Genomic DNA, 19,176 nt, shown 5'->3' with positions numbered 1-19,176 from the left:
CACCTGATTCCGGTCACCACAATGACGGCAGGCTGCCCACCAGGCGTTCGTACATGGCGAGCGCGGAGCCGTCGGTCAGCGACGCCACCTGGTCGATCACCACGCGAAGACGGGCGCCGTCGTCGGCCGCATCCCGCCAATCGGCGGCAAACATTGGTTCCAGGTGCCGGTCGCCCGTGGCGCTCAGCGCCGTGACCAGGGCGTGGAGCACCTCGCGCTGGCGCTCGTAGATGGGCTGGCGGTGCTCGGTGGTCATCACGAAGGTGGTGGCCAGGCCCTTCATGACGGCGATTTCCATCACTGTTTCGTCCGGCACCATCAGCTGGGCGCTGTACCGGGTCAGGTTCTCCGGGCCGTAGACGGCACGGGTGGTTTCCAGCGCGCTTTGGCAGAACCGGCCGATCAGCTGGCTGGTCATGTTTTTCAGGGCCGCCATGGATTTCCGGCTGCCGTCGGCCTCGCGGACCCAGACGTCCGTGGCCTCGAGCCGGGCCAGGGCGGCGTCGATGGCGGCCGGGTCGTTGTGCGGCAGGTACCACTGCTTGGCGTACCCCACCACCCGGGCGCGGTGGTCCGGGTTGTCCATCCAGCGCAGCTGGAAATGCCCGGCCACGATCGCGTCCTCAACGTCGTGCACCGAATAGGAGATGTCGTCGGCGAGGTCCATGACCTGGGCTTCGAGGCAGGACCGGCGCTCCGGGGCACCCTCCCGGATCCAGTTGAAGATGGGGAGGTCGTCCTCGTAGGCGCCGAACTTGCTGGTCCGCTGGCCGTGGATCACCGGGGCTTCCAGCGCGGACCACGGGTACTTTGCGGCCGCGTCGAGGCTGGCCCTGGTGAGGTTCAGCCCCGCGGGCTGGCCGTCCGGGGTCAGCACCTTGGGTTCCAGCCTGGTCAGCAGCCGCAGGGTCTGGGCGTTGCCTTCGAACCCGCCGATGGCGTGGGCCACTTCATTCAGCGCGGACTCACCGTTGTGGCCGAACGGCGGATGGCCGAGGTCGTGGCTCAGGCAGGCAGTGTCCACGACATCCGGATCGCAGCCGAGCGCACGGCCCAGTTCGCGTCCCACCTGGGCCACTTCCAGGCTGTGCGTGAGGCGCGTCCGCACGAAGTCGTCCGTGTCCGGGGCCACCACCTGGGTCTTGGCACCCAGCCGGCGGAGCGCCGAGGAATGCAGCACGCGGGCGCGGTCCCGCTCAAAATCCGAGCGATAGACGTTCTTGGGCGGTTCCTCCACCCACCGGGCGGAGTCATGGGTGTCGTAGCCCGGCAGGACGGGGGCGGCAGTGCGCGTTTCAGCCACCGGAAACATCCAGTTCCGCCGCCGAGATATCCCGCGACTGGTCGGCGTTGAGGGCACGGGACTCCAGCCAGTCCTTCGGCAGCGCAGGCCTCTTGGGTGAGCCGGCGCGGCCGCGCGGGCCTTCGGCGTCGCCTCCCGGGTAGGGCGAGTCGACGTCCAGCTCGTCCAGCGCGGCGCGCAGCTCTTCGAGGCTGTTCACCAGCGCCATCCGCGTCCTGAGTTCACCACCCACCACATAGCCCTTGAAGTACCAGGCGATATGTTTCCGGATCTCCCGCAGCGCCTTGCCTTCGTCGCCGAAAGTCTCCACCATCAGTTCCGCGTGCCGGTAGACGCCCTGCGCAACCTGGCCCAGGTTGGGCCTGTGCCGGGTGTCGCTTCCCTCGAACGCCGCCTGCAGGTCCCCGAAAAGCCAGGGCCTGCCCTGGCAGCCGCGGCCCACCACCACGCCGTCCACGCCGGTTTCGCGGACCATCCGGACCGCGTCCTCCGCGGACCAGATATCGCCGTTGCCCAGCACCGGGATGTCCGGAAGCGCCTCGCGGAGGCGGGCGATGGCGGACCAGTCGGCCTGTCCGGAGTAGAACTGCGCGGCTGTCCTGCCGTGAAGGGCGACGGCGGCAACGCCGGCATCGCGCGCAATGCGGCCTGCGTCGAGGTACGTGAGATGGTCGTCATCGATGCCCTTGCGCATCTTAATGGTCAGCGGGACGTTGCCCTTGGAGGCTTCCTTGACGGCCGTCTGCACGATCGAAGTAAAGAGGTCGATCTTCCAGGGCAAGGCCGAGCCGCCGCCCCGGCGGGTGACTTTGGGAACGGGGCAGCCGAAGTTGAGGTCGATATGGTCGGCGCGGTCCTCCTCGACGAGCATGCGTACGGCGGCCCCTACTGTTACCGGGTCCACGCCGTACAGCTGGACGGACCGGACCTTTTCGTCGTCGTCGTGGGAAATGATCCGCAGTGACTCCGGCGTCCGCTCCACCAGAGCGCGGGAGGTGACCATTTCCGCCACGTACATGCCGCCGCCGTACTCCCGGCACAAACGGCGGAACGCTGAGTTGGTGATGCCGGCCATGGGTGCCAGGATCACTGGCGTGTCCACGGTAATGGGACCCAGCTTCAGGGGCGGGAGTTCCAGCTTGGGGGCAGGAGTAGTTGCTGCAACAGTCACCTGTCTATTGTTGCAAAGCCGGGCAAATCGGGAGGCCGTGCCCGTGTGGGACCGGTCAGCCCCGTTCCGCCCGGCGTCCCCGCCGGGTGGGAAACCCGCTGTCCTCCCCTGCAGCCGACCGCCTGGAGCGCCCCTCCAGTGCGGCGGCTGCGAGGGCGCCTGTGTCCTCGACGTCGTCCACGATGGTGTGGCCGCCGTTGCCGTTGGCTGAGTCCGCCGGTGTCCGGCCCGGCCTCTTCGATTCCACGGCAGGGGCAGCGGCCTCTGCGCCGGCCCGGACGCCGGTGGCCTTGACCACCAGAACCGCGATCAGCGTGGTGACGGGGATGGCCAGCACCAGTCCGATGGAGCCGACGAGGGTCCGGATGACTTCCTCTGAAAGTTCCGCGCTGGTGAGCGTGTCCGCGAGCGGGCGGTCGTACAGCATCACGATGATGAGGATGGGCAGGGCCGCGCCGGCGTACGCGAAGGCGATGGTGTACACCGTGGAGGCGATGTGGTCGCGGCCGATCCGCATGGCTGAGGTGAACAGCTTCCGGGCACTGCTCCCCGGCGCCAGTTCATAGAGTTCCCAGACGGCGGAGGACTGGGTGATGGTCACGTCGTTGAGGACACCCAGCCCGGAGATGATGAGCCCGCACAGGATGACGCCGGAGATGGAGATATTGGCAGAGGTGTTCACCAGGGTAGTGGCGTCGTGGCTGCCCACCCCGGCGAGATTGGCGGCGCCCGTGGCCCAGGCGGCCAGGAGCGCCGTAATCCCCAGCCCGAACATGGTGCCCAGGAGTGCAGTGGAGGTCCGTGCCGAGAATCCGTGGGCGAAGTACAGGACGCCGATCATGATCACCGTGGACCCAACCAGGGCCAGCAGCAGCGGCGGTTTCCCCTCCACCAGTCCCGGGAGCATAAAGCTGGCCAGCACGAAGTAGGCGCCGACGAGCCCGACCAGGGCACGCAGGCCCCGCCAGCGGGCCACGGCGATCACCACCGCCGCATACAGCAGTGCGAGCAGGACGATGGGCAGGGTCCGGACGAAGTCCACAAAAATGAAGGCCGGCGAGCCCTGGGCCGCTGAGGCGCCCGGGGCGTTGGACAGGTTCAGGTACCGGATCTGGTCCCCGGGCTTCACCCCATGGGACTTCGCGACGTCCGGGTTGATGACCACTTTGACCGGGCTGCCGCCCTTGTCCGGCTCCGTGAACGCGAAAGTGCAGTCCGATCCCTGTTGGGATTGCCGGCCCTGGGCCTGGTCGCCCGAACCCTGCTGGTTTTGGCCCTGCTGGCTTTGGCCCTGCTGCGACGCGCCCTGCATGCAGTTTTCCGTCACCACGCTTTGGATGGTTCCGGTGTCGAAGGTGACCCCGGGGGCGGCAGCGTAGGGGTTGGCCAGGGAAATGCCCTCTTTGCTGCCCGAGGGCCAGAGCATCGCCATTCCCGCCAGCGTGAGCAGCGTCAGCGGGATCAGCACCGCCGCCAGGATGCGGTTGGCTTTCCGTCGGGCGGCCATCGCTTCCGGCGTCGGCTCCGAATGGCCTGTGGAAGCGTGGGAGTGACCGGACCCCATCAGCAGTAGCACCTCATACATTGAACTCTACTTCCGGCGCCGTAGGGTTGATAAATGGATCATCGGGGACTCGGAGGTACCAGGCATGGCCAGCAGCAGTACTGAGGAAAACGGCGAATCCCGTCCTGCCGAAGCACCCGGCGCTGCGCGGCAGGCAGTGCTCAGCGTCCGGAATTCGTCAGGGCCCACCCGCGGAGTTGCCCTGGTCCTGCACGGGGGCAAATCCCGGAGCCATGAGCCGGTGGAGGCCAGGCACCTGAGTCCGGCAAGGATGGTGCCCTTCGCCTGGCACCTGCACCGCGCCGGGCGGAAGCACGGGCTGGCCGTGTGGTCGCTCCGCAACAGCGTTCGCGGCTGGAATGGCCATGACATGTCTCCGCTGCAGGACGCCCGCTGGGCACTAGCCAAGATCCGGGAACAGCACCCGGACGTGCCTGTGTTCCTGGTAGGCCATTCCATGGGCGGGCTCACCGCTGTGATCGCCGCGGACCACCCAAGTGTGGAGGCCGTCGTCGCCCTTGCCCCCTGGCTCAACCCCGCAACTCCCACATCCGGGGTGGCCAACCGCAAGGTTCTTATTGTGCACGGAACCACGGACAGGTGGACCAGCGCCTCGGCGTCCCTGCTGTTCGCCCGGCGTGCCTCTGCCGAGGCAGCCAGCATGCAGTATGTTGCCCTCAAGGGGGCCGGCCACTTCATGCTCCGCAAAATCAGGGTGTGGCAGACGCTGACTACCGGCTTTGTGATGAATGCCTTCTCCGAAAGCATCGGGACTGAGCTTCCCCTGCCTGCGGATTACAGCAGGCTGCTGCCGGAATCGGCCGTCCAGGTGACCCTGTAGGACGTTCGATGGCATGGAGCCCCGCACCCAATGACCTCTTCTACCGCGTCATCGTCGGCTGCGGACTGCTGCTTCGGCGGATCTTCCGGATCCGGATCATCAGCAGCGGAACAGAGCACCTGCCGCCTGCAGGCCCCCGGACGGGGGCGTCCAGGTCTGTGGTTCCGGGCAGCGGCGCCGTTTTCGCCGTGACGCACTTCGGCTATGTCGATTTTGCCGCCGCCGAACTGCTGCTGTGGGAACGGTCCCGCGGGGAGCTGCGGTTCCTGGTCCACCAGGGTGCAGCCGATCATTGGCTTGCCGGGCCTGCCATCAGCGCCGCCGGGCACGTGGTGGTCGGGTACACCGGCCGGGCGGACGCCTATGACGCAGCGGTGGCCAAGCTGCGCGCCGGCGAATACCTTGGCGTGTTCCCGGAGGCGGGCGTGAGCCGCAGCTTCACCGTGCGCGAGTGCAGGACCGGGGCAGTCCGGATGGCGGCCGAAGCCGGCGTTCCGGTCATCCCCGTTGCGGTCTGGGGCGCCCACCGGATCCTCACCCGCGGCCGCGGCTTCTCGGCCGGAAGGACATGGCGCGCACCGGTCCGGATCCACGTGGGTGAGCCGCTGGTATTCGCGCCCGGTGACGCTGCTGGCGCCGGCACTGCGGAACTCCGGGCCAGGCTCCAGGACGGGATCGGGACGTGCATCGCCGATTTTCCACTGCGGCCGGAACCCGGCGCCTGGTGGATGCCCGCGCACCTGGGCGGCAGCGCCCCGACTGAACCCGAGCGGCAACTGCTCGATGCCGAAGACGTGCTGACGCGCCGCCGTCGTACTTTCCGCAGAACGTAGCCCAAGTAAGTAGCGCCAAGTGTCGTTTTGGGCGGTCAAAACGACACTTGGCGCTACTCAGTTGCGGCCGGGCTGCTTAGTCCGACACGATGAGGGTTTCCGGCCCGGCCAGCCGCGCCTTGCCGCTTTCGAGCAGGGGTTCGACGGCGGCGCGGAGGGCAGTCATGGAGTCGTCCAGTTCCAGCATCACCGGGTGCTGGTACGCGATCAGCGCGAGCATGTCGCGGACCGCTTCTGCAGCATCATCCGCGGCGAGGGCGGGTTCATGGCCGACGAAAACGTCCGTGGGCGTTTCCGGTCCGGCGGCTTCCTGGCCGGGTGCCGCGTCCGGGTTGGCGGGCGCTGCGTAGCTCACGGCGAAGGCCCGGATCCTGCCCTTCCTGCTGGGTGCAACGCCTGCCCCGAAAGCCGATTCAGGCTCGGCCCGCAGCACGATTGCGCCGTGGGCGCCGGTGAGGTCGTCCAGGAAGAGCTTCTGCACCTGGCCCATTGACAGTACGCCCGGTGAATCCCAGCCGTGGATGGCGGTGTAGTACCTGCCCACGACGTCGGTCAGTTCCACGGAACCCGTGGCCAGGTCCATCACGATGTCGGAGCCCGCATTTTCATCGTTCGATGGCCCGCCGCCGTCGTCCTTGGCAGGAAACACGGGAAGCCGCAGGGCGCCAGGCTCTATGACCACCAGCCGGGAACGCTGGATGGGGGCCAGCTCGAAGGCCTCCGCAAAAGCGGCCCCCGGAGTGCCCGGCTCCACTTTGGCACGGAGTTTGGACACGCCCGACGGCGACTGGCCGGCTTCGCGGCGCAGCATCGTCAGGAGGGTGGCACCGATGCCGGAGCGCCGGTGGTCGCGCGCCACTTCGATGTAGGCCCAGAGCCGTTCAGGGTGCAGCGACGCCTCGTAGACCACGCCCGCCGCCACGGGGATGCCGACGCCGTCGATCACGTCCTCGGCAACGATGCAGCGGCGCCACGGCGTGCCGCCGCCCCCGTCGGAGGACAGGGTCAACGCGCCCCGGAACTGGCGGGCCTGCTGGGTCTCCGGGTCGCCCCAGATCTCCAGCAGGGCCAGGTCGTCACCTTCCCGCCATTCGCGGTATTCGATGGCCATGGCTAGGCGCCGATCAGGCGTGCGGCCAGGTAGCCCTCCACCTTGTCCAGGGAGACGCGTTCCTGGCTCATGGTGTCCCGCTCGCGGATGGTCACGGCCTGGTCCTCAAGGGTGTCGAAGTCCACTGTGATGCAGAACGGGGTGCCGATTTCATCCTGGCGGCGGTAGCGGCGGCCAATGGCGCCGGCGTCGTCGAAGTCGATGTTCCAGTTCTTGCGCAGCTGCGCGCCCAGGGCCTTGGCCTTCGGGGACAGGTCCTCGTTGCGGCTGAGCGGCAGCACGGCAGCCTTGACCGGGGCCAGCCGCGGATCCAGCTTCAGGACGGTTCGGACGTCCACGCCGCCCTTGGCGTTGGGGGCCTCGTCCTCGGTGTAGGCATCCACCAGGAAGGCCATGAAGGAACGGGTCAGGCCGGCTGCGGGCTCGATCACGTACGGGATGTAGCGCTCATTGGTGGCCTGGTTGAAGTAGCTCAGGTCCGTGCCGGAGGCCTTGGCATGCGTGGAGAGGTCGAAGTCGGTGCGGTTGGCGATGCCTTCGAGCTCGCCCCACTCGGAGCCCTGGAAACCGAAGCGGTATTCGATGTCCGTGGTGCCCTTGGAGTAGTGGCTCAGCTTCTCCTGCGGGTGCTCGAAGAAGCGCAGGTTTTCCTCGCGGATGCCCAGGCCGGTGTACCAGGCCATGCGCTCGTTCATCCAGTACTTGTGCCATTCCTCATCGGTGCCGGGCTCAACGAAGAACTCCATCTCCATCTGCTCGAACTCGCGGGTGCGGAAGATGAAGTTGCCCGGGGTGATCTCGTTGCGGAAGGACTTGCCGATCTGGCCGATGCCGAACGGCGGCTTCTTCCGCGAGGTGGTGAGGACGTTGTTGAAGTTCACGAAAATCCCCTGCGCAGTCTCCGGACGCAGGTAGTGCAGGCCCTCTTCGCTGGCTACGGGACCGAGGTAGGTCTTGAGCAGGCCGGAGAATTCCTGCGGTTCGGTCCACTGGCCGCGGGTGCCGCAGTTGGCGCAGGCGATGTCCTTGAGGCCGTTTTCGGCGGGGCGGCCCTTCTTTTCCTCGTACTCTTCCTCGAGGTGGTCTGCCCGGTAGCGCTTGTGGCAGGAGAGGCATTCCACCAGGGGGTCGGAGAAGACCTCCACGTGGCCGGAGGCTTCCCACACCTGGCGGGGCAGGATGACGGAGGAGTCCAGGCCCACCACGTCCTCGCGGCCGCGGACCATGGACTGCCACCACTGGCGCTTGATGTTTTCCTTCAGTTCGGCGCCGAGGGGCCCGTAGTCCCAGGCAGAGCGCGAACCTCCGTAGATCTCACCGGCCTGGAACACGAATCCCCTGCGCTTGGAGAGGGAAATGACCTGGTCGAGAACGGATTTTGCTGCCATGGGGGTAACTCCAATTTCTACAGGGCCGCTGGGTGCGGTCCGCGGTTTGCTGGCCCGGTGGAACCAGCGGTGGGATACCTCTGGCTGCCGGGCGGGGCGGATGAAGGGAAAGCGAAAAAGCTGCGTGCCCTAGCCTACCGGCCGCTACCTGCGCAGCGCGCCCCGCGGCCACGGCAGGGTGGCCAGGATGATGGCGGCGAGGGTGAGGATGGTGCCCAGTACCGTGGCTGGCGCCACGACCGTTCCCGGAGTTGGCAGCACAACATCCAGGGCGAGCGAGCCGAGCAGCTGCCCGGCAATCATGCCCAGCCCGGTAACCAGGACCCCCAGGCTGCGGACCAGCAGCGCGCCCAGGCCGATGAACACGCAGCCCATGGGACCGCCTGCGTAGTACCACCACTCCGGCGGCAGCGGGTTGCCCCATCCGGCCACCGAGACCTTGATGGCGTACGCGGCCCACAGCACGGCGGAGCCGGCCACGAAGTTGACCAGGGTTGCAGCGATCGGCGTGCCGTAGTGGACGGTGGCTGTTCCGTTCATGGCCTGCTGGAAGCTCATCAGGAACCCTGCCGCCACGGGCAGCAGGAGCGGAACCAGGAGGGCCTCCGCGCCGCCGTCCGGTCCTGCGCCGGCGGAGGCCATCCCCGACGATCCAGTGAAGCGGGGCGACACGGCCCAGGCCACTGCGGCGATGGTCAGCAGGCAGCCAATGATCCGGATCCCCGTGACGGATTTTTTGCCCGCCGGCCCAATGCCCAGCCGGTCCACCAGCAGACCACTGACTGTCTGGCCGGTGACCGTGGCCACGGTAAACAGGGCAACGCCAAGGATGCCCACGGTGAAGGACTGGGCGAAGACGAAGAACGCGCCGATGCCGCCGGCCAGGACATACACGCGCGGAAAGGCCCTGGTGCGGACCGCGGGCAGGATCCGGGCAAGTCCGGCACGTCCGCGCGGCAGGATCAGCGAGATCAGGACCATCAACACCAGGCCTGTGCTGAAACTCACCACTGCAGCGGCGATGCCGTCGTTGAGGCGGGCTCCGAGGGCCCCGTTGATTCGGCCCTGGACGGGAATGGCGAGGCCAGCGCCCACCGCCAGGGGAAGGCCTGCGATCAGCGGCAGGCGGGGGCTGGGGGTCATTGAATCCACCTTACGTCAGGCATCATTGCTTCTATGAGCAATGTTGAAGAGATCACCATCCGCGACAGCATGATCCGCCTCGGCCAGCTCCTGAAGCTCGCCAACCTGGTGGAGGACGGGGTGGAAGCGGCAGAGCTCATCAAGAACGGGCTCGTCAAGGTCAATGGAGAGATCGACGACCGCCGCGGCCGGCAGCTGCACAACGGGGACACCGTGACGGTGAACGGGCAGACCGTGCGCGTGGTAGCGCCCGCGGCCTGACGCCGCAGGGCGGCACTGGCCCGCCGGCCGCCGTCGTACTTCCTACTTCTTCAGCACCTCGTGGGTGAGGAACTCGCCCACGTGCCCGATTTCCTGCTGGTTGATCCCGTGCCACATGCCCGTGTAGAGCACCTTGGTGAGCTTGACGTGCTTGCGCACCCATCCCATGGTGAAGTCGATTTTGTCCGGAGTAATCACGGGATCCTGCTGGTCACGGCCCCAGAACATCGGGATGCTCCCGTCCAGTTCGTCATCCCGGAAGCTGGGATCGTCGCCGGCGTCCACCACGAAGCCTGAGAGTCCGACGACGGCCGCGAAGTCCGTGGGGCGCTGCCGCAGGAGCGTGGTGGCCATGGCCATGCCCATGGAGAAGCCGAGCAGGGACACGGACGGGTGCCCCACCCTGATGGCGTCGATCCACTCGAGCACGTAGGAGGACGCGGCTTTGACGCGCTCGAGCGAGTAGTCGATGGACGCGGTAAGCGGGAACCAGGTGAACCCGGGGCCCATGGCGATGGGCGCCCGGACCGAGGCGACCGCGAAGTCGCCGGGCAGCAGGTCGGCCAGGCTGAGCAGGTCCTGCTCGTTGGCTCCGTAGCCGTGCAGCAGCACCAGCAGCGGCTTGCCGTCGCGCTGGTCCTCCGGATGGGACCACAAAACGACAGGGGCAGGAAATACTTCAGCTTCAGTCATGGTTTCCATTCTTACCAGTTACTTTGTGGTAACAACCTACGTTCGCGTAGCCAGTGAAGCGAAAGGCAGGATAGGGACCGTGACTGAAGAAAGTGCCATCCAGACCCCGCCCGCGCATTCCGGATCCCACCCCTGGACCCGCTACGTGGCGATGGGCGATTCCTTCACCGAGGGCATCGGAGACCCCGAGCCGTCGAGCCCGGGCGCGTTCCGCGGCTGGGCAGACAGGGTGGCGGAGGAGCTCAGCCGCACCAAGCCGGACTTCGCCTACGCAAACCTGGCCGTCCGCGGCCGGCTGCTGCAGCAGATCGTGGACCAGCAGCTCGCACCGTGCCTTGCGCTGAAGCCCGATCTTGTCACCCTCTCCGCGGGCGGCAATGACCTGCTGCGTCCGGGCGGAGACCCCGACACCCTCGCCGAGAAGCTCGACTCGGTGGTCCAGATCCTGGCCATGGGCGGCGCCACAGTGGTGCTCTTCAATGGCCCGGACACCGGCACTTCCGTGCTCGGCAGGATCCGCAGCAAGGTGGCCATCTACAACGAAAACCTGCGGACCGTCGCCGCGAGGCACGACGCCGTGATCGCGGACATGTGGTCCCTCCGCCAGCTCAGCGATCCCCAGATGTGGGACCAGGACCGGCTGCACTTCTCCCCCCTGGGCCACCACACCATCGCCGCCATGGTGCTGGACTCGTTGAACGTGGAGCACACGCTGGAGCCACTGCAGCCCAAGCCGTTTCCGCCCCGCACATGGCGCGAGGCGCGCTCGGGGGACCTGGTGTGGGCCCGGCAGTACTTCGTGCCGTGGGTGCTTCGGCGGCTGCGCAACCAGTCCTCCGGTGACGGCATTACCGCGAAACGGCCGACGCCGGGCCCCGTCTTCGGGCCGGGCGTTCCGTTGGGTTCGGGCGAGGGCCCGCTGGGCAGCACCGAGGCTGCCCGGCGCTAGCGCGGGCAGGCTTCCGGGATATGGAACCCGACGCGGCAGTGCGGCTGCGGCTTCACGCCCAAATGCTGCGGGGGCCCGCAGCTTGCCTCCGAAGCCGGGCCACGGATCGACCTGATCCAGTGCAACGACGAATACATCATGGGCTCCTCCGCCACGCGGCATTACATCGGCGGCGGCGCTCCGGCCTTCCTTTTCCAGGGCCAACCCATGCACGTGGTTTTGCTGGACGGGCGGATGGTGGGGTCCTGGCGGCATACGCTGCATCCGGACGGGTGCGACCTGGATATCCGGCTCCCTGGTTCCGGTGATTCCCCGCGCCCGCCATTGTCAGCGGCAGTGTTGTCAGCGGCAGTCCGGGAAGCCGTGGACCGGTACGCCGCCCTCCTCGCGCTCCCGGCCGTCCGGATCCAACACGGGGCTAAGCTGGAAGGACACACATGAGAGGCACGGCACCGTGAGCAACTTGTTTTTCTGGATCATCATTTTGTCATTCCTGATCCCGATGGCCATGCGGATGTACCGGAAGTCCGTGGCCCGCCGCAACCAGGACCAAAGCTTCTCCGGACGGTACCCCGAGCAGTTCCCGGGCGGCGGAATCTTTCCCGGCTCCAACGGCCCGCAGAGCAAGCAGCCCCGGGACGGCTTCACCCAGCAGGACTACTTCAGCGGCGGATTCCGCCAGCTTGGCCGGCCCGCGCCGCTCCCGCCCGGCCAGCCCCTGCCGCCCGTACAGCCGGTCCCGCCCATGGACCAGCAGTTTCCGCCGTACGGGCAGCCGCACCCGGGCCACGACCGGCAGGCCCCCCACGCTGAAGCCCCGCAGCAGCCCGCAGCACCCGCAACTCCCCCGCCGCCGTCTGCCCCGCAGGGCTACCGCGCCCGCAAGCTTGCCGAACTGGATGAAAAGTACAGCAACGGGGAACTTTCCATGGAGGAGTACATGACCCGCCGCAGCGAAATCATGAACGGCTAGTCCTTCCCGCAAAAGCAGCGCGGGGTCACTTAATGCCCGATATCCCGTTACGGTCGGGCATGAAGTGACCCCGCGTTGCTCTTTCAGGGGGCCAAATTCTATGAACAGCCCCCTCCCCCAGGCGGATACCGGGCCCTAAAGTCTCGGCCCTGAAGCTTGACGCGACCGTTCCCCGTTTTTGGGGCCCGCATCCGTCCCGGAATTCGGCACGGATGCCCTAACCGGATTCCTTCCAAAAGCACAAGGTTCGAAAGGTCGTGGAGCATGGCCGCCGTCAGGAGATTGGCCGTCGCAGTGCTAACCATCGGAGCTATCGCCCTCGGCACCGGATCCGCGCGGGCGGACGTTCCGGAATTCGCCAGAAGCGTTTGCCGCCGATAATGGCACATCCGGGAAACTGGTGATCCTGATCAAAACCGCCTGCACCTGCGACGACGGGACCTGCACGTTCAATGCCTTGAAGCATGTTTTCATCACCTTTGCAGACGATGGCACCTCCACGAACTCCGGACACATTAGCCTGCAGGGCGGTACGGGCGACTACGCCGGGCTGGCGGGGCATGGAGTCGACGAGGGTGAAGCAGCGGGTGGACTGGTGTAGGCCGGATCTCGGGTGTTCTGGTCCGATAACTGAACGGAAAGCAACGCGAGGTCACGTCCGGCCCAAGATCCGGCAGCGGATGGGCGCGAAGTGACCCCGCGTTGCTGTTACGGGGTGCCGCTGGTTTCAGTCCACCTGCGGGAAGCCCAGGTCAATCACCGACGTTGCGGGGTCCGGCCACCGTGTGGTGACCACTTTGCCCCTGGTGTAGAACCGGATGCTCTCCGGCCCGTACATGTGCGTGTCCCCGAACAGCGAGTTCTTCCAGCCGCCGAAGGAAAAAGTGCCCACCGGCACCGGGATGGGCACGTTGACGCCCACCATGCCCGCCTCGACGTCGAACTCGAATTGCCGCGCGGCGCCGCCGTCGCGGGTGAAGATGGCAACCCCGTTGCCGAACTCGTTGTCGTTGACCAGGCGGACTGCGTCACTGTAGGTGTCCACGCGGACCACGGACAGGACGGGGCCGAAGATTTCGTCGTCGTACACCTTCATTCCCGGCTTCACGTGGTCCACCAGGCTGACGCCGATGAAGAACCCGTTTGAATCGAACTGCTGCGAGCGCCCGTCAACAACCACCGTGGCGCCCTCGTTTTCCGCGCCCGCCACATAGGACGCCACTTTGTCGCGGTGTTCTGCAGTGATCAGCGGGCCCATCTGCGAAGCAGGATCGGTGCCCGGACCGATCTTCAGGGTGGCCATCCGGGTTTTGATGGCCCCGACGAGGTCGTCGGCGATATTGCCGACGGCGACGAGCACGCTGACCGCCATGCAGCGCTCACCCGCGGAGCCGTAGGCAGCCGAAATGGCCGCGTCCGCCGCCATGTCCAGGTCAGCGTCAGGCAGGACCACCATGTGGTTCTTGGCGCCGCCCAGGGCCTGGACCCGCTTGCCATGGTCCGCTGCGCGCTTGTAGATCGACTGCGCGATGGGCGTTGATCCCACGAAGCTGACGGCTTTGACGTCCGGGTGCTCGAGCAGGACGTCCACCGCCTCCTTGTCGCCCTGGACCACGTTCAGCACGCCGGCAGGCAGGCCCGCCGCCGCGAAGGCCTCCGCGATGAACACGGCTGACGACGGATCCTTTTCGCTGGGCTTCAGGAGCACTGTGTTGCCGCAGGCCAAGGCGCTGCCGATCATCCAGAGCGGGACCATGGCCGGGAAATTGAACGGGGTGATGCAGGCAACGACGCCCACGGGCTGCCGGACCGAGTGGACGTCCACGCCGCTGGACACCTGCTCTGAGCGTTCGCCCTTGAGCATGTGGGACAGCCCGGTGGCGAACTCGATGTTCTCGAGGCCGCGGGAGATCTCCCCTTCGGCGTCGGAGAGTACCTTGCCGTGCTCGCTGGTCAGGATGGCAGCCAGCTCAGGCTTCCGCTGGGTCAGGATTTCGCGGACGCGGAAGAAGATGTTGGTCCGCTTGGCGAGGCTCGTTGCCCGCCAGGCCGGCAGCGCGGCTTTGGCGGCGGCAATGGCTTCCTCCACCCGGGCCGCGGAGGCCAGGGCCACCTGCTTGTCCTGCTCTCCGGTGGCGGGGTTGAAGACGGGGCCGAAGCGCTCGGCATCGGTGACGAGGCTGCCGTTGATGTAATGCGGGATGGTCTGCATGGTGTCTCTCTTCTACTTTGTTGAATCCAGTGAGCCGTCAACGAGCTTGATGATCATGGAGCAGTCCTTGCCGGACTCGCCCGCATCAATGAGGCGCTGGTACAGCTGCTGGACGTGCTTGCCGATTTCGAGCGGTGTGCCGGTGTCCTCGGCAGCGCTGATGGCCAGGCCGATGTCCTTGTTCGCCAGTTCGGCCGTAAACGTCGGTTCGAAATCGTTGTTGGAGGCCGCGGTGGGGACCACGCCGGGAACGGGGTACCAGGTCCTCAGGGCCCAGCTGTCCCCTGAGGAAACGGAGGCGATGTCCCAGAACACCTTCTTGTCCAGGCCGAGCCGGTCCGCCAGGACGGCTCCCTCGGCCGTGGAGGCCAGGTTGATCAGGAGCATCAGGTTGTTGCAGATCTTGGCCGCCTGGCCGGTGGTGGCTCCCCCGGTAGGGATGATGTTGGCGGCCATCGGTCCGATGTAGGTGGTCGCGTCGGCCACGGCGCCCGGTTCACCGCCCACCATGAAGGTCAGCGTCCCTGCCTTGGCGCCGCTCATCCCGCCCGAAACAGGGGCGTCCACGAAGCGGAAGCCGGCGGCAGCAGCGGCGTCGTGCAGTTCCTTCGCTGCGGCGATGTCGATGGTGGAGGAATCCACCAGCAGTGTGCGGGTGTCGGCATGCGCCAGCACCCCGTCCCCGCCCAGGTAGACAGCCTTGGCGTGCTCGCCCTTCGGAAGCATGGTGAACACCACGTCCGCTCCGGCCACGGCCTCGGCGATGCTCCCTACCGGCTTCACCCCGCCGGCCTCGGCTGCGGCAAGCGCCGCAGGGTTGAGGTCAAACCCCCGAACGTCGTGCCCCGCCTTTGCGAGGTTTCCGGACATGGAACCGCCCATGTTTCCCAACCCGATCCAACCGACAACTGCCATGGCATAAGCTCCTTTGCTGTGCATCCGGCCGAAGGCGGCCGGGAGGTCCGTGTCCACCATCACACCCTGCTACAGTGCAATCAAGGGGAAAAATCACAGATGGTATGTGCACTGATGCACACGAACGAAAGGCACGCGGTGGCGCGGCTTCCAAGTCCGGACGACCTCCTGATTCTCTTGACCGTAGCCCGGCTGGGGCGTTTCAACGCCGTCGCTGAAACGCTGGGCACTACGCACACCACCATCTCGCGCCGGATCCTCGCCCTGGACAAGCAGTTGGGCGGCCGGACCCTGGAGCGCAGCCCGCACGGCTGGGAGCTGACGGAACTCGGGGCTTCGGCCGTCGCCGCGGCGGAAGCCATTGAGGAAACACTGGGGTCGCTGGCCGCCGTCACGGGCCAGGACCGGGATGCCCTGTCCGGCATGGTGCGCATCAGCACCTCCGACGGTTTCGGCGCCGAATTCGTCACGCCAGCGCTGGTCCGGCTCCAGCAGCGGCACCCGATGCTGGATGTGGAGATGCTGAGCGCCACGCGCAAGGTCAGCCAGAACCGCTCCGGTGTGGACCTGGAGGTGGTGGTGGGCCGCACCGACGTAAGCAACGCCCAGGCCATCTTCCTGACCAACTACTTCCTCAGGCTCTACGCCAGCCCCGCCTACGCGGCCGCGCGCGGCCTGCCGGAGACGCCCGACGGCGTGGGGCAGCACGGCTTCGTCTCCTACGTCGAGTCGGCCCTCCAGGTTGCCGAACTGGGCCACCGGTCCTCGCAGCTGCCGATGCCGAAGTCCAGCTTCCAGGCCACGAGTATCTTTGCCCAGGTTGAGGCGGTGCGCCGCGGCGCAGGCATCGGGCTGCTTCCGAACTTCATGGTGGCGCACAACCCGGAGTTCGTTCCGGTGCTCCCCGAAGCGTTCCAGCGCCAGGTCCCCATCTGGGCGGTGGCCCGGCCGGAATCGCTGCGGTCCGCCCGGGTGCAGGCCGTGATCGGTGCACTTCAGCATGAGGTGGCGGAACGCCAGGACCTGCTGGCAGCCTAGGCTGTTGGCAGTCTGGCCTGAAGGCAGCCAGGCCGGCCTCACGCCTGGAAAAGCCGCCTGACCACCTGCCCGGCGGCGAGCGCATCGAGGCCTTCGTTGATCTCCGCCAGTGGCCTGGTGTCGGTGTGCAGCAGCTCAACGGGGAGCCTGCCCTCGCGCCAATACTCGAGGTACAGGGGAATGTCCCGGCCGGGCACGGCGTCGCCCATGTAGGAACCGAGCAGCCGCTTGCCCGCCCCCGCGAACTGGAGCGCGGGTACCGTCAATTCTGCGGTGGGGTGCGGCAGCCCTACGGAGACCACGGCGCCGCCGCGCGTCACGTGCTCCAGGCACGATGCGATGACCCGCGCTGATCCCACGGCTTCGACGGCGGTGTCCACGCCGTCACCGGTGGCTTCGGCAATCAGCCGAGGGGCGTCGTCGGGGGTCCCCACGGCGGTTGCGCCGCATTTCAGGGCGAGCCCGTGCTTGCCCGCGTTGGGATCGATGGCGATCACGGCGGACGCTCCGGCGAGCGACGCGGCCATGACGGCCGAAAGTCCCACGGCTCCGAGGCCAAAAACAGCCACGGCCTGGCCCGGCTGGACGGCCGCGGTGTTCAGGACAGCTCCCATCCCGGTGAGCACGGCGCAACCGAACATCGCCGCCACGGTGTCCGGGACGTCGTCGGCGATGACCACCACTGACTCCCGCGCCACCACGGCGTAATCGGCGAAAGCCGAAACCCCCAGGTGGTGGTTGATCCGCTCCCCCGCGGGCGTGCGCAGCAGCGCCTCGCCGTGCAAAAGGTCACCGGAGCCGTTGACCTCGGCGGCCCGGTGGCAGAGCGCGGGCCGCCCCGCCCGGCAGGCACGGCAGGCACCGCAGCTGGGGACGAAGACGAGGACCACATGGTCGCCGGGGGAAACGTCCGTGACGCCCTCACCAACCGTGGCAACCCGTCCCACCGCCTCATGCCCCAACGCCATGGGAAGCGGCCTGACGCGGGATCCGTCCACCACGGACAGGTCCGAGTGGCACAGGCTTGAGTAGGTGATGGTGACGCCCAATTCACCGGCCCGGGGCTCGGGCCGGTCGAGGTCCTGCACCACCAGGGGCTGCGCTTCGGCATAGCTGGTGCCAGGAGGAACTGTGGAATAGAGGACTGCTGCTCGCATGGTGTTCCTGACTTTATGTTGGTGGACAGGCAGCTGCCCGGGCCTGCGTGGCCGCAGGTCCGGGCAGTCGGGTTGCTCTGTTTGTCGTTTGGCCGTGCCTACTTCTTGGCGGCGGCCAGAAGGTCGGCGGTGCCCTGGGCGTCGGCGGCGTCGACATCATGAAGCGAGATGCCGCGGGTTTCCTTGAGGAAGTACACGGAAATAGCGGTTACCACGCAGGCGCCCAGCAGGTACAGCGCCACAGGAACGGAGGACTTGAAGCTGCCCAGCAGGGAGCTGGCGATGATCGGCGCGAGCGAGCCGGCCACGATGGAGGTCACCTGGTAGCCCAGGGAAACGCCCGAATACCGCATCCGGGTGGGGAACATTTCCGCCATGATGGATGGCTGGCCGGCGTACATGAGGGCGTGGAACAGCAGGCCGATGGTGATGGCCGCCAGGATAACCATGTCATTGCCGGTGTCCATCATGGGGAACGCGAAGAAGCCCCAGGTTCCGGCGAGGATTGCACCGGCCATGTACACCGGGCGGCGTCCCAGGGCATCGGACATCTTGCCCACCAGCGGGACTGAGCAAAAGTGGATGAAGTGCGCCACCAGGAGGAGGAGCAGGATACGGGAGGTGTCCGTCTGCACAACCACCTTCAGGTAGGTGATGGAGAACGTGACCACAAGGTAGTAGAGGATGTTCTCCGCGAAGCGCAGGCCCATGGCGGTGAAGACGCCGCGCGGGTACCGACGGAAGACTTCGGCAACACCGTAGCCCTTGTTCTCGACCGTGACTTCCTTGCGGGCCTCGAGGAAGATCGGAGCGTCCTGGACCTTGGTGCGGATGTAGTAGCCGATGATCACGATCACTGCGGAGAGCCAGAAGGCTACGCGCCAGCCCCAGCCGAGGAAGGCTTCCTGGGAGAGGGTGGAGGACAGGGTGAACAGCACGGCGGTGGCGAGCAGGTTGCCCATGGGGACAGCGGACTGCGGCCAGCTTGACCAGAAGCCGCGGGACTTGTTCGGGCTGTGCTCGGCGACGAGGAGCACGGCTCCGCCCCATTCGCCGCCCACAGCGAAGCCCTGGACGAAGCGCAGGAACACCAGCAGCGCCGGTGCCCAGTAGCCGATCTGCGCAAAGGTCGGCAGGCAGCCCATGAGGAAGGTGGCAACACCCACCAGGATGATGCTCAGCTGCAGCAACTGCTTGCGGCCGAATTTGTCGCCGAAGTGGCCGAAGACGATGCCGCCGATGGGTCGGGCAACGAAGCCGACGGCGTAGGTGACGAAGGCTGCGATGATGCCGTCCAGCTCGGTTCCGGAGTTGGGGAAGAACATCTTGCCGAACACCAGCGTGGCGGCGGAGGCGTAGAGAAAGAACTCGTACCACTCAACCACGGTGCCGGCCATGGAGGCCGTGACGACTTTCTTCAGGCCTGTGGCCTTGACGTCGGTTTCCTCGGGCCGCCGCGCGGCGGACTTTTCCGTACTCATTGATGAACTCCTTCGGCGTCTTCTTCGACACCACTGGGACAGTCTGTGGCGGAGACGTGTGATTTTGGCCACGAACCGCCGGGTCCCAACGAGTATGGTCCGCCTGAACGCCAAGCTCAACGGCGAATCATGCAGAGGCTATC

General features: G+C 66.9%; 19 protein-coding genes. 8 read left to right on the top strand and 11 right to left on the bottom strand.

The window, feature by feature from the left end; all coding sequences use genetic code 11:
* Positions 1-13: 13 nt before the first annotated feature.
* The 3 genes from SMD14_RS06995 to SMD14_RS06985 are packed head-to-tail and all read right to left on the bottom strand — an operon-like array spanning position 14 to position 3,981.
* Positions 14-1,312 carry a deoxyguanosinetriphosphate triphosphohydrolase gene (locus tag SMD14_RS06995; protein WP_157238634.1) on the bottom strand — a complete coding sequence of 433 codons (1,299 nt, stop codon included), beginning with the start codon at positions 1,310-1,312 and terminating at the stop codon, positions 14-16.
* A complete protein-coding gene (gene dusB, locus SMD14_RS06990; protein WP_321215811.1) occupies positions 1,296-2,474 on the bottom strand; it encodes a tRNA dihydrouridine synthase DusB in 1,179 nt (392 codons plus the stop codon). Before dusB ends, SMD14_RS06995 begins: the two co-directional genes overlap by 17 nt.
* A gap of 55 nt (positions 2,475-2,529) precedes the next feature.
* Positions 2,530-3,981 (bottom strand): YibE/F family protein, encoded by a 1,452-nt coding sequence (locus SMD14_RS06985; protein WP_157242589.1) that lies wholly within the window; start codon positions 3,979-3,981, stop codon positions 2,530-2,532.
* Positions 3,982-4,123: 142 nt separating this feature from the next.
* On the opposite strand from SMD14_RS06985, the gene SMD14_RS06980 reads away from it, so the two are divergent.
* Together SMD14_RS06980 and SMD14_RS06975 are read left to right on the top strand one after the other, a co-directional pair.
* Positions 4,124-4,879, top strand: a complete 756-nt coding sequence (locus SMD14_RS06980; RefSeq protein WP_157238635.1) for an alpha/beta hydrolase — start codon at positions 4,124-4,126, stop codon at positions 4,877-4,879.
* A gap of 8 nt (positions 4,880-4,887) precedes the next feature.
* Entirely contained in the window at positions 4,888-5,712 is an 825-nt protein-coding gene (locus SMD14_RS06975) for a lysophospholipid acyltransferase family protein (protein WP_321215810.1), read from the top strand.
* A 76-nt stretch (positions 5,713-5,788) separates the two neighbouring features.
* On the opposite strand, the gene SMD14_RS06970 is transcribed toward SMD14_RS06975, so the two are convergent.
* From SMD14_RS06970 to SMD14_RS06960, 3 genes are all read right to left on the bottom strand, one after another.
* Positions 5,789-6,823: a GNAT family N-acetyltransferase gene (locus SMD14_RS06970; RefSeq protein WP_157238637.1), complete on the bottom strand. Its 1,035-nt coding sequence runs from the start codon at positions 6,821-6,823 to the stop codon at positions 5,789-5,791.
* 2 nt (positions 6,824-6,825) lie between these two features.
* Positions 6,826-8,211 carry a glycine--tRNA ligase gene (locus tag SMD14_RS06965; protein ID WP_157238638.1) on the bottom strand — a complete coding sequence of 462 codons (1,386 nt, stop codon included), beginning with the start codon at positions 8,209-8,211 and terminating at the stop codon, positions 6,826-6,828.
* Positions 8,212-8,355: 144 nt separating this feature from the next.
* Positions 8,356-9,354 carry a DMT family transporter gene (locus tag SMD14_RS06960; RefSeq protein WP_321215809.1) on the bottom strand — a complete coding sequence of 333 codons (999 nt, stop codon included), beginning with the start codon at positions 9,352-9,354 and terminating at the stop codon, positions 8,356-8,358.
* A gap of 33 nt (positions 9,355-9,387) precedes the next feature.
* Between SMD14_RS06960 and SMD14_RS06955 the strand changes: the two genes are divergently transcribed.
* Complete coding sequence (locus SMD14_RS06955) at positions 9,388-9,615, top strand: RNA-binding S4 domain-containing protein (protein ID WP_139028643.1); 228 nt, start codon at positions 9,388-9,390, stop codon at positions 9,613-9,615.
* 42 nt (positions 9,616-9,657) lie between these two features.
* On the opposite strand, the gene SMD14_RS06950 is transcribed toward SMD14_RS06955, so the two are convergent.
* Complete coding sequence (locus SMD14_RS06950; protein ID WP_321215808.1) at positions 9,658-10,308, bottom strand: alpha/beta hydrolase-fold protein; 651 nt, start codon at positions 10,306-10,308, stop codon at positions 9,658-9,660.
* A 151-nt stretch (positions 10,309-10,459) separates the two neighbouring features.
* On the opposite strand from SMD14_RS06950, the gene SMD14_RS06945 reads away from it, so the two are divergent.
* The 4 genes from SMD14_RS06945 (at position 10,460) to SMD14_RS06930 (ending at position 12,831) form a co-directional block, all read left to right on the top strand.
* A complete protein-coding gene (locus tag SMD14_RS06945; RefSeq protein ID WP_231754950.1) occupies positions 10,460-11,257 on the top strand; it encodes an SGNH/GDSL hydrolase family protein in 798 nt (265 codons plus the stop codon).
* A 138-nt stretch (positions 11,258-11,395) separates the two neighbouring features.
* Entirely contained in the window at positions 11,396-11,698 is a 303-nt protein-coding gene (locus SMD14_RS06940; RefSeq protein ID WP_321215806.1) for a hypothetical protein, read from the top strand.
* A gap of 13 nt (positions 11,699-11,711) precedes the next feature.
* The gene (locus SMD14_RS06935) at positions 11,712-12,230 is read left to right on the top strand and encodes a hypothetical protein (RefSeq protein WP_321215805.1); all 519 of its coding nucleotides are present in this window, start codon (positions 11,712-11,714) and stop codon (positions 12,228-12,230) included.
* A 400-nt stretch (positions 12,231-12,630) separates the two neighbouring features.
* Complete coding sequence (locus SMD14_RS06930; protein ID WP_321215804.1) at positions 12,631-12,831, top strand: hypothetical protein; 201 nt, start codon at positions 12,631-12,633, stop codon at positions 12,829-12,831.
* Positions 12,832-12,957: 126 nt separating this feature from the next.
* On the opposite strand, the gene SMD14_RS06925 is transcribed toward SMD14_RS06930, so the two are convergent.
* Both SMD14_RS06925 and mmsB read right to left on the bottom strand, forming a co-directional pair.
* A complete protein-coding gene (locus SMD14_RS06925) occupies positions 12,958-14,442 on the bottom strand; it encodes a CoA-acylating methylmalonate-semialdehyde dehydrogenase (protein ID WP_321215803.1) in 1,485 nt (494 codons plus the stop codon).
* Positions 14,443-14,454: 12 nt separating this feature from the next.
* A complete protein-coding gene (gene mmsB / locus SMD14_RS06920; protein ID WP_157238643.1) occupies positions 14,455-15,357 on the bottom strand; it encodes a 3-hydroxyisobutyrate dehydrogenase in 903 nt (300 codons plus the stop codon).
* 114 nt (positions 15,358-15,471) lie between these two features.
* Here mmsB and SMD14_RS06915 point away from each other — a divergent pair, with 114 nt between their 5' ends.
* Positions 15,472-16,395 carry a LysR family transcriptional regulator gene (locus tag SMD14_RS06915; protein WP_157238644.1) on the top strand — a complete coding sequence of 308 codons (924 nt, stop codon included), beginning with the start codon at positions 15,472-15,474 and terminating at the stop codon, positions 16,393-16,395.
* Positions 16,396-16,433: 38 nt separating this feature from the next.
* Here the strand turns inward: SMD14_RS06915 and SMD14_RS06910 are convergent, their stop codons facing one another.
* Both SMD14_RS06910 and SMD14_RS06905 read right to left on the bottom strand, forming a co-directional pair.
* Positions 16,434-17,552, bottom strand: a complete 1,119-nt coding sequence (locus SMD14_RS06910; RefSeq protein WP_321215802.1) for a zinc-dependent alcohol dehydrogenase family protein — start codon at positions 17,550-17,552, stop codon at positions 16,434-16,436.
* A gap of 98 nt (positions 17,553-17,650) precedes the next feature.
* Entirely contained in the window at positions 17,651-19,033 is a 1,383-nt protein-coding gene (locus SMD14_RS06905) for an MFS transporter (RefSeq protein WP_321215801.1), read from the bottom strand.
* Positions 19,034-19,176 lie beyond the last annotated feature (143 nt).

This window comes from Pseudarthrobacter oxydans, from assembly GCF_034258515.1.
GTDB lineage: Bacteria > Actinomycetota > Actinomycetes > Actinomycetales > Micrococcaceae > Arthrobacter.
Note: the sequence above shows the minus strand (reverse complement) of the source record. Positions and strands in the feature narration are given on the sequence as shown.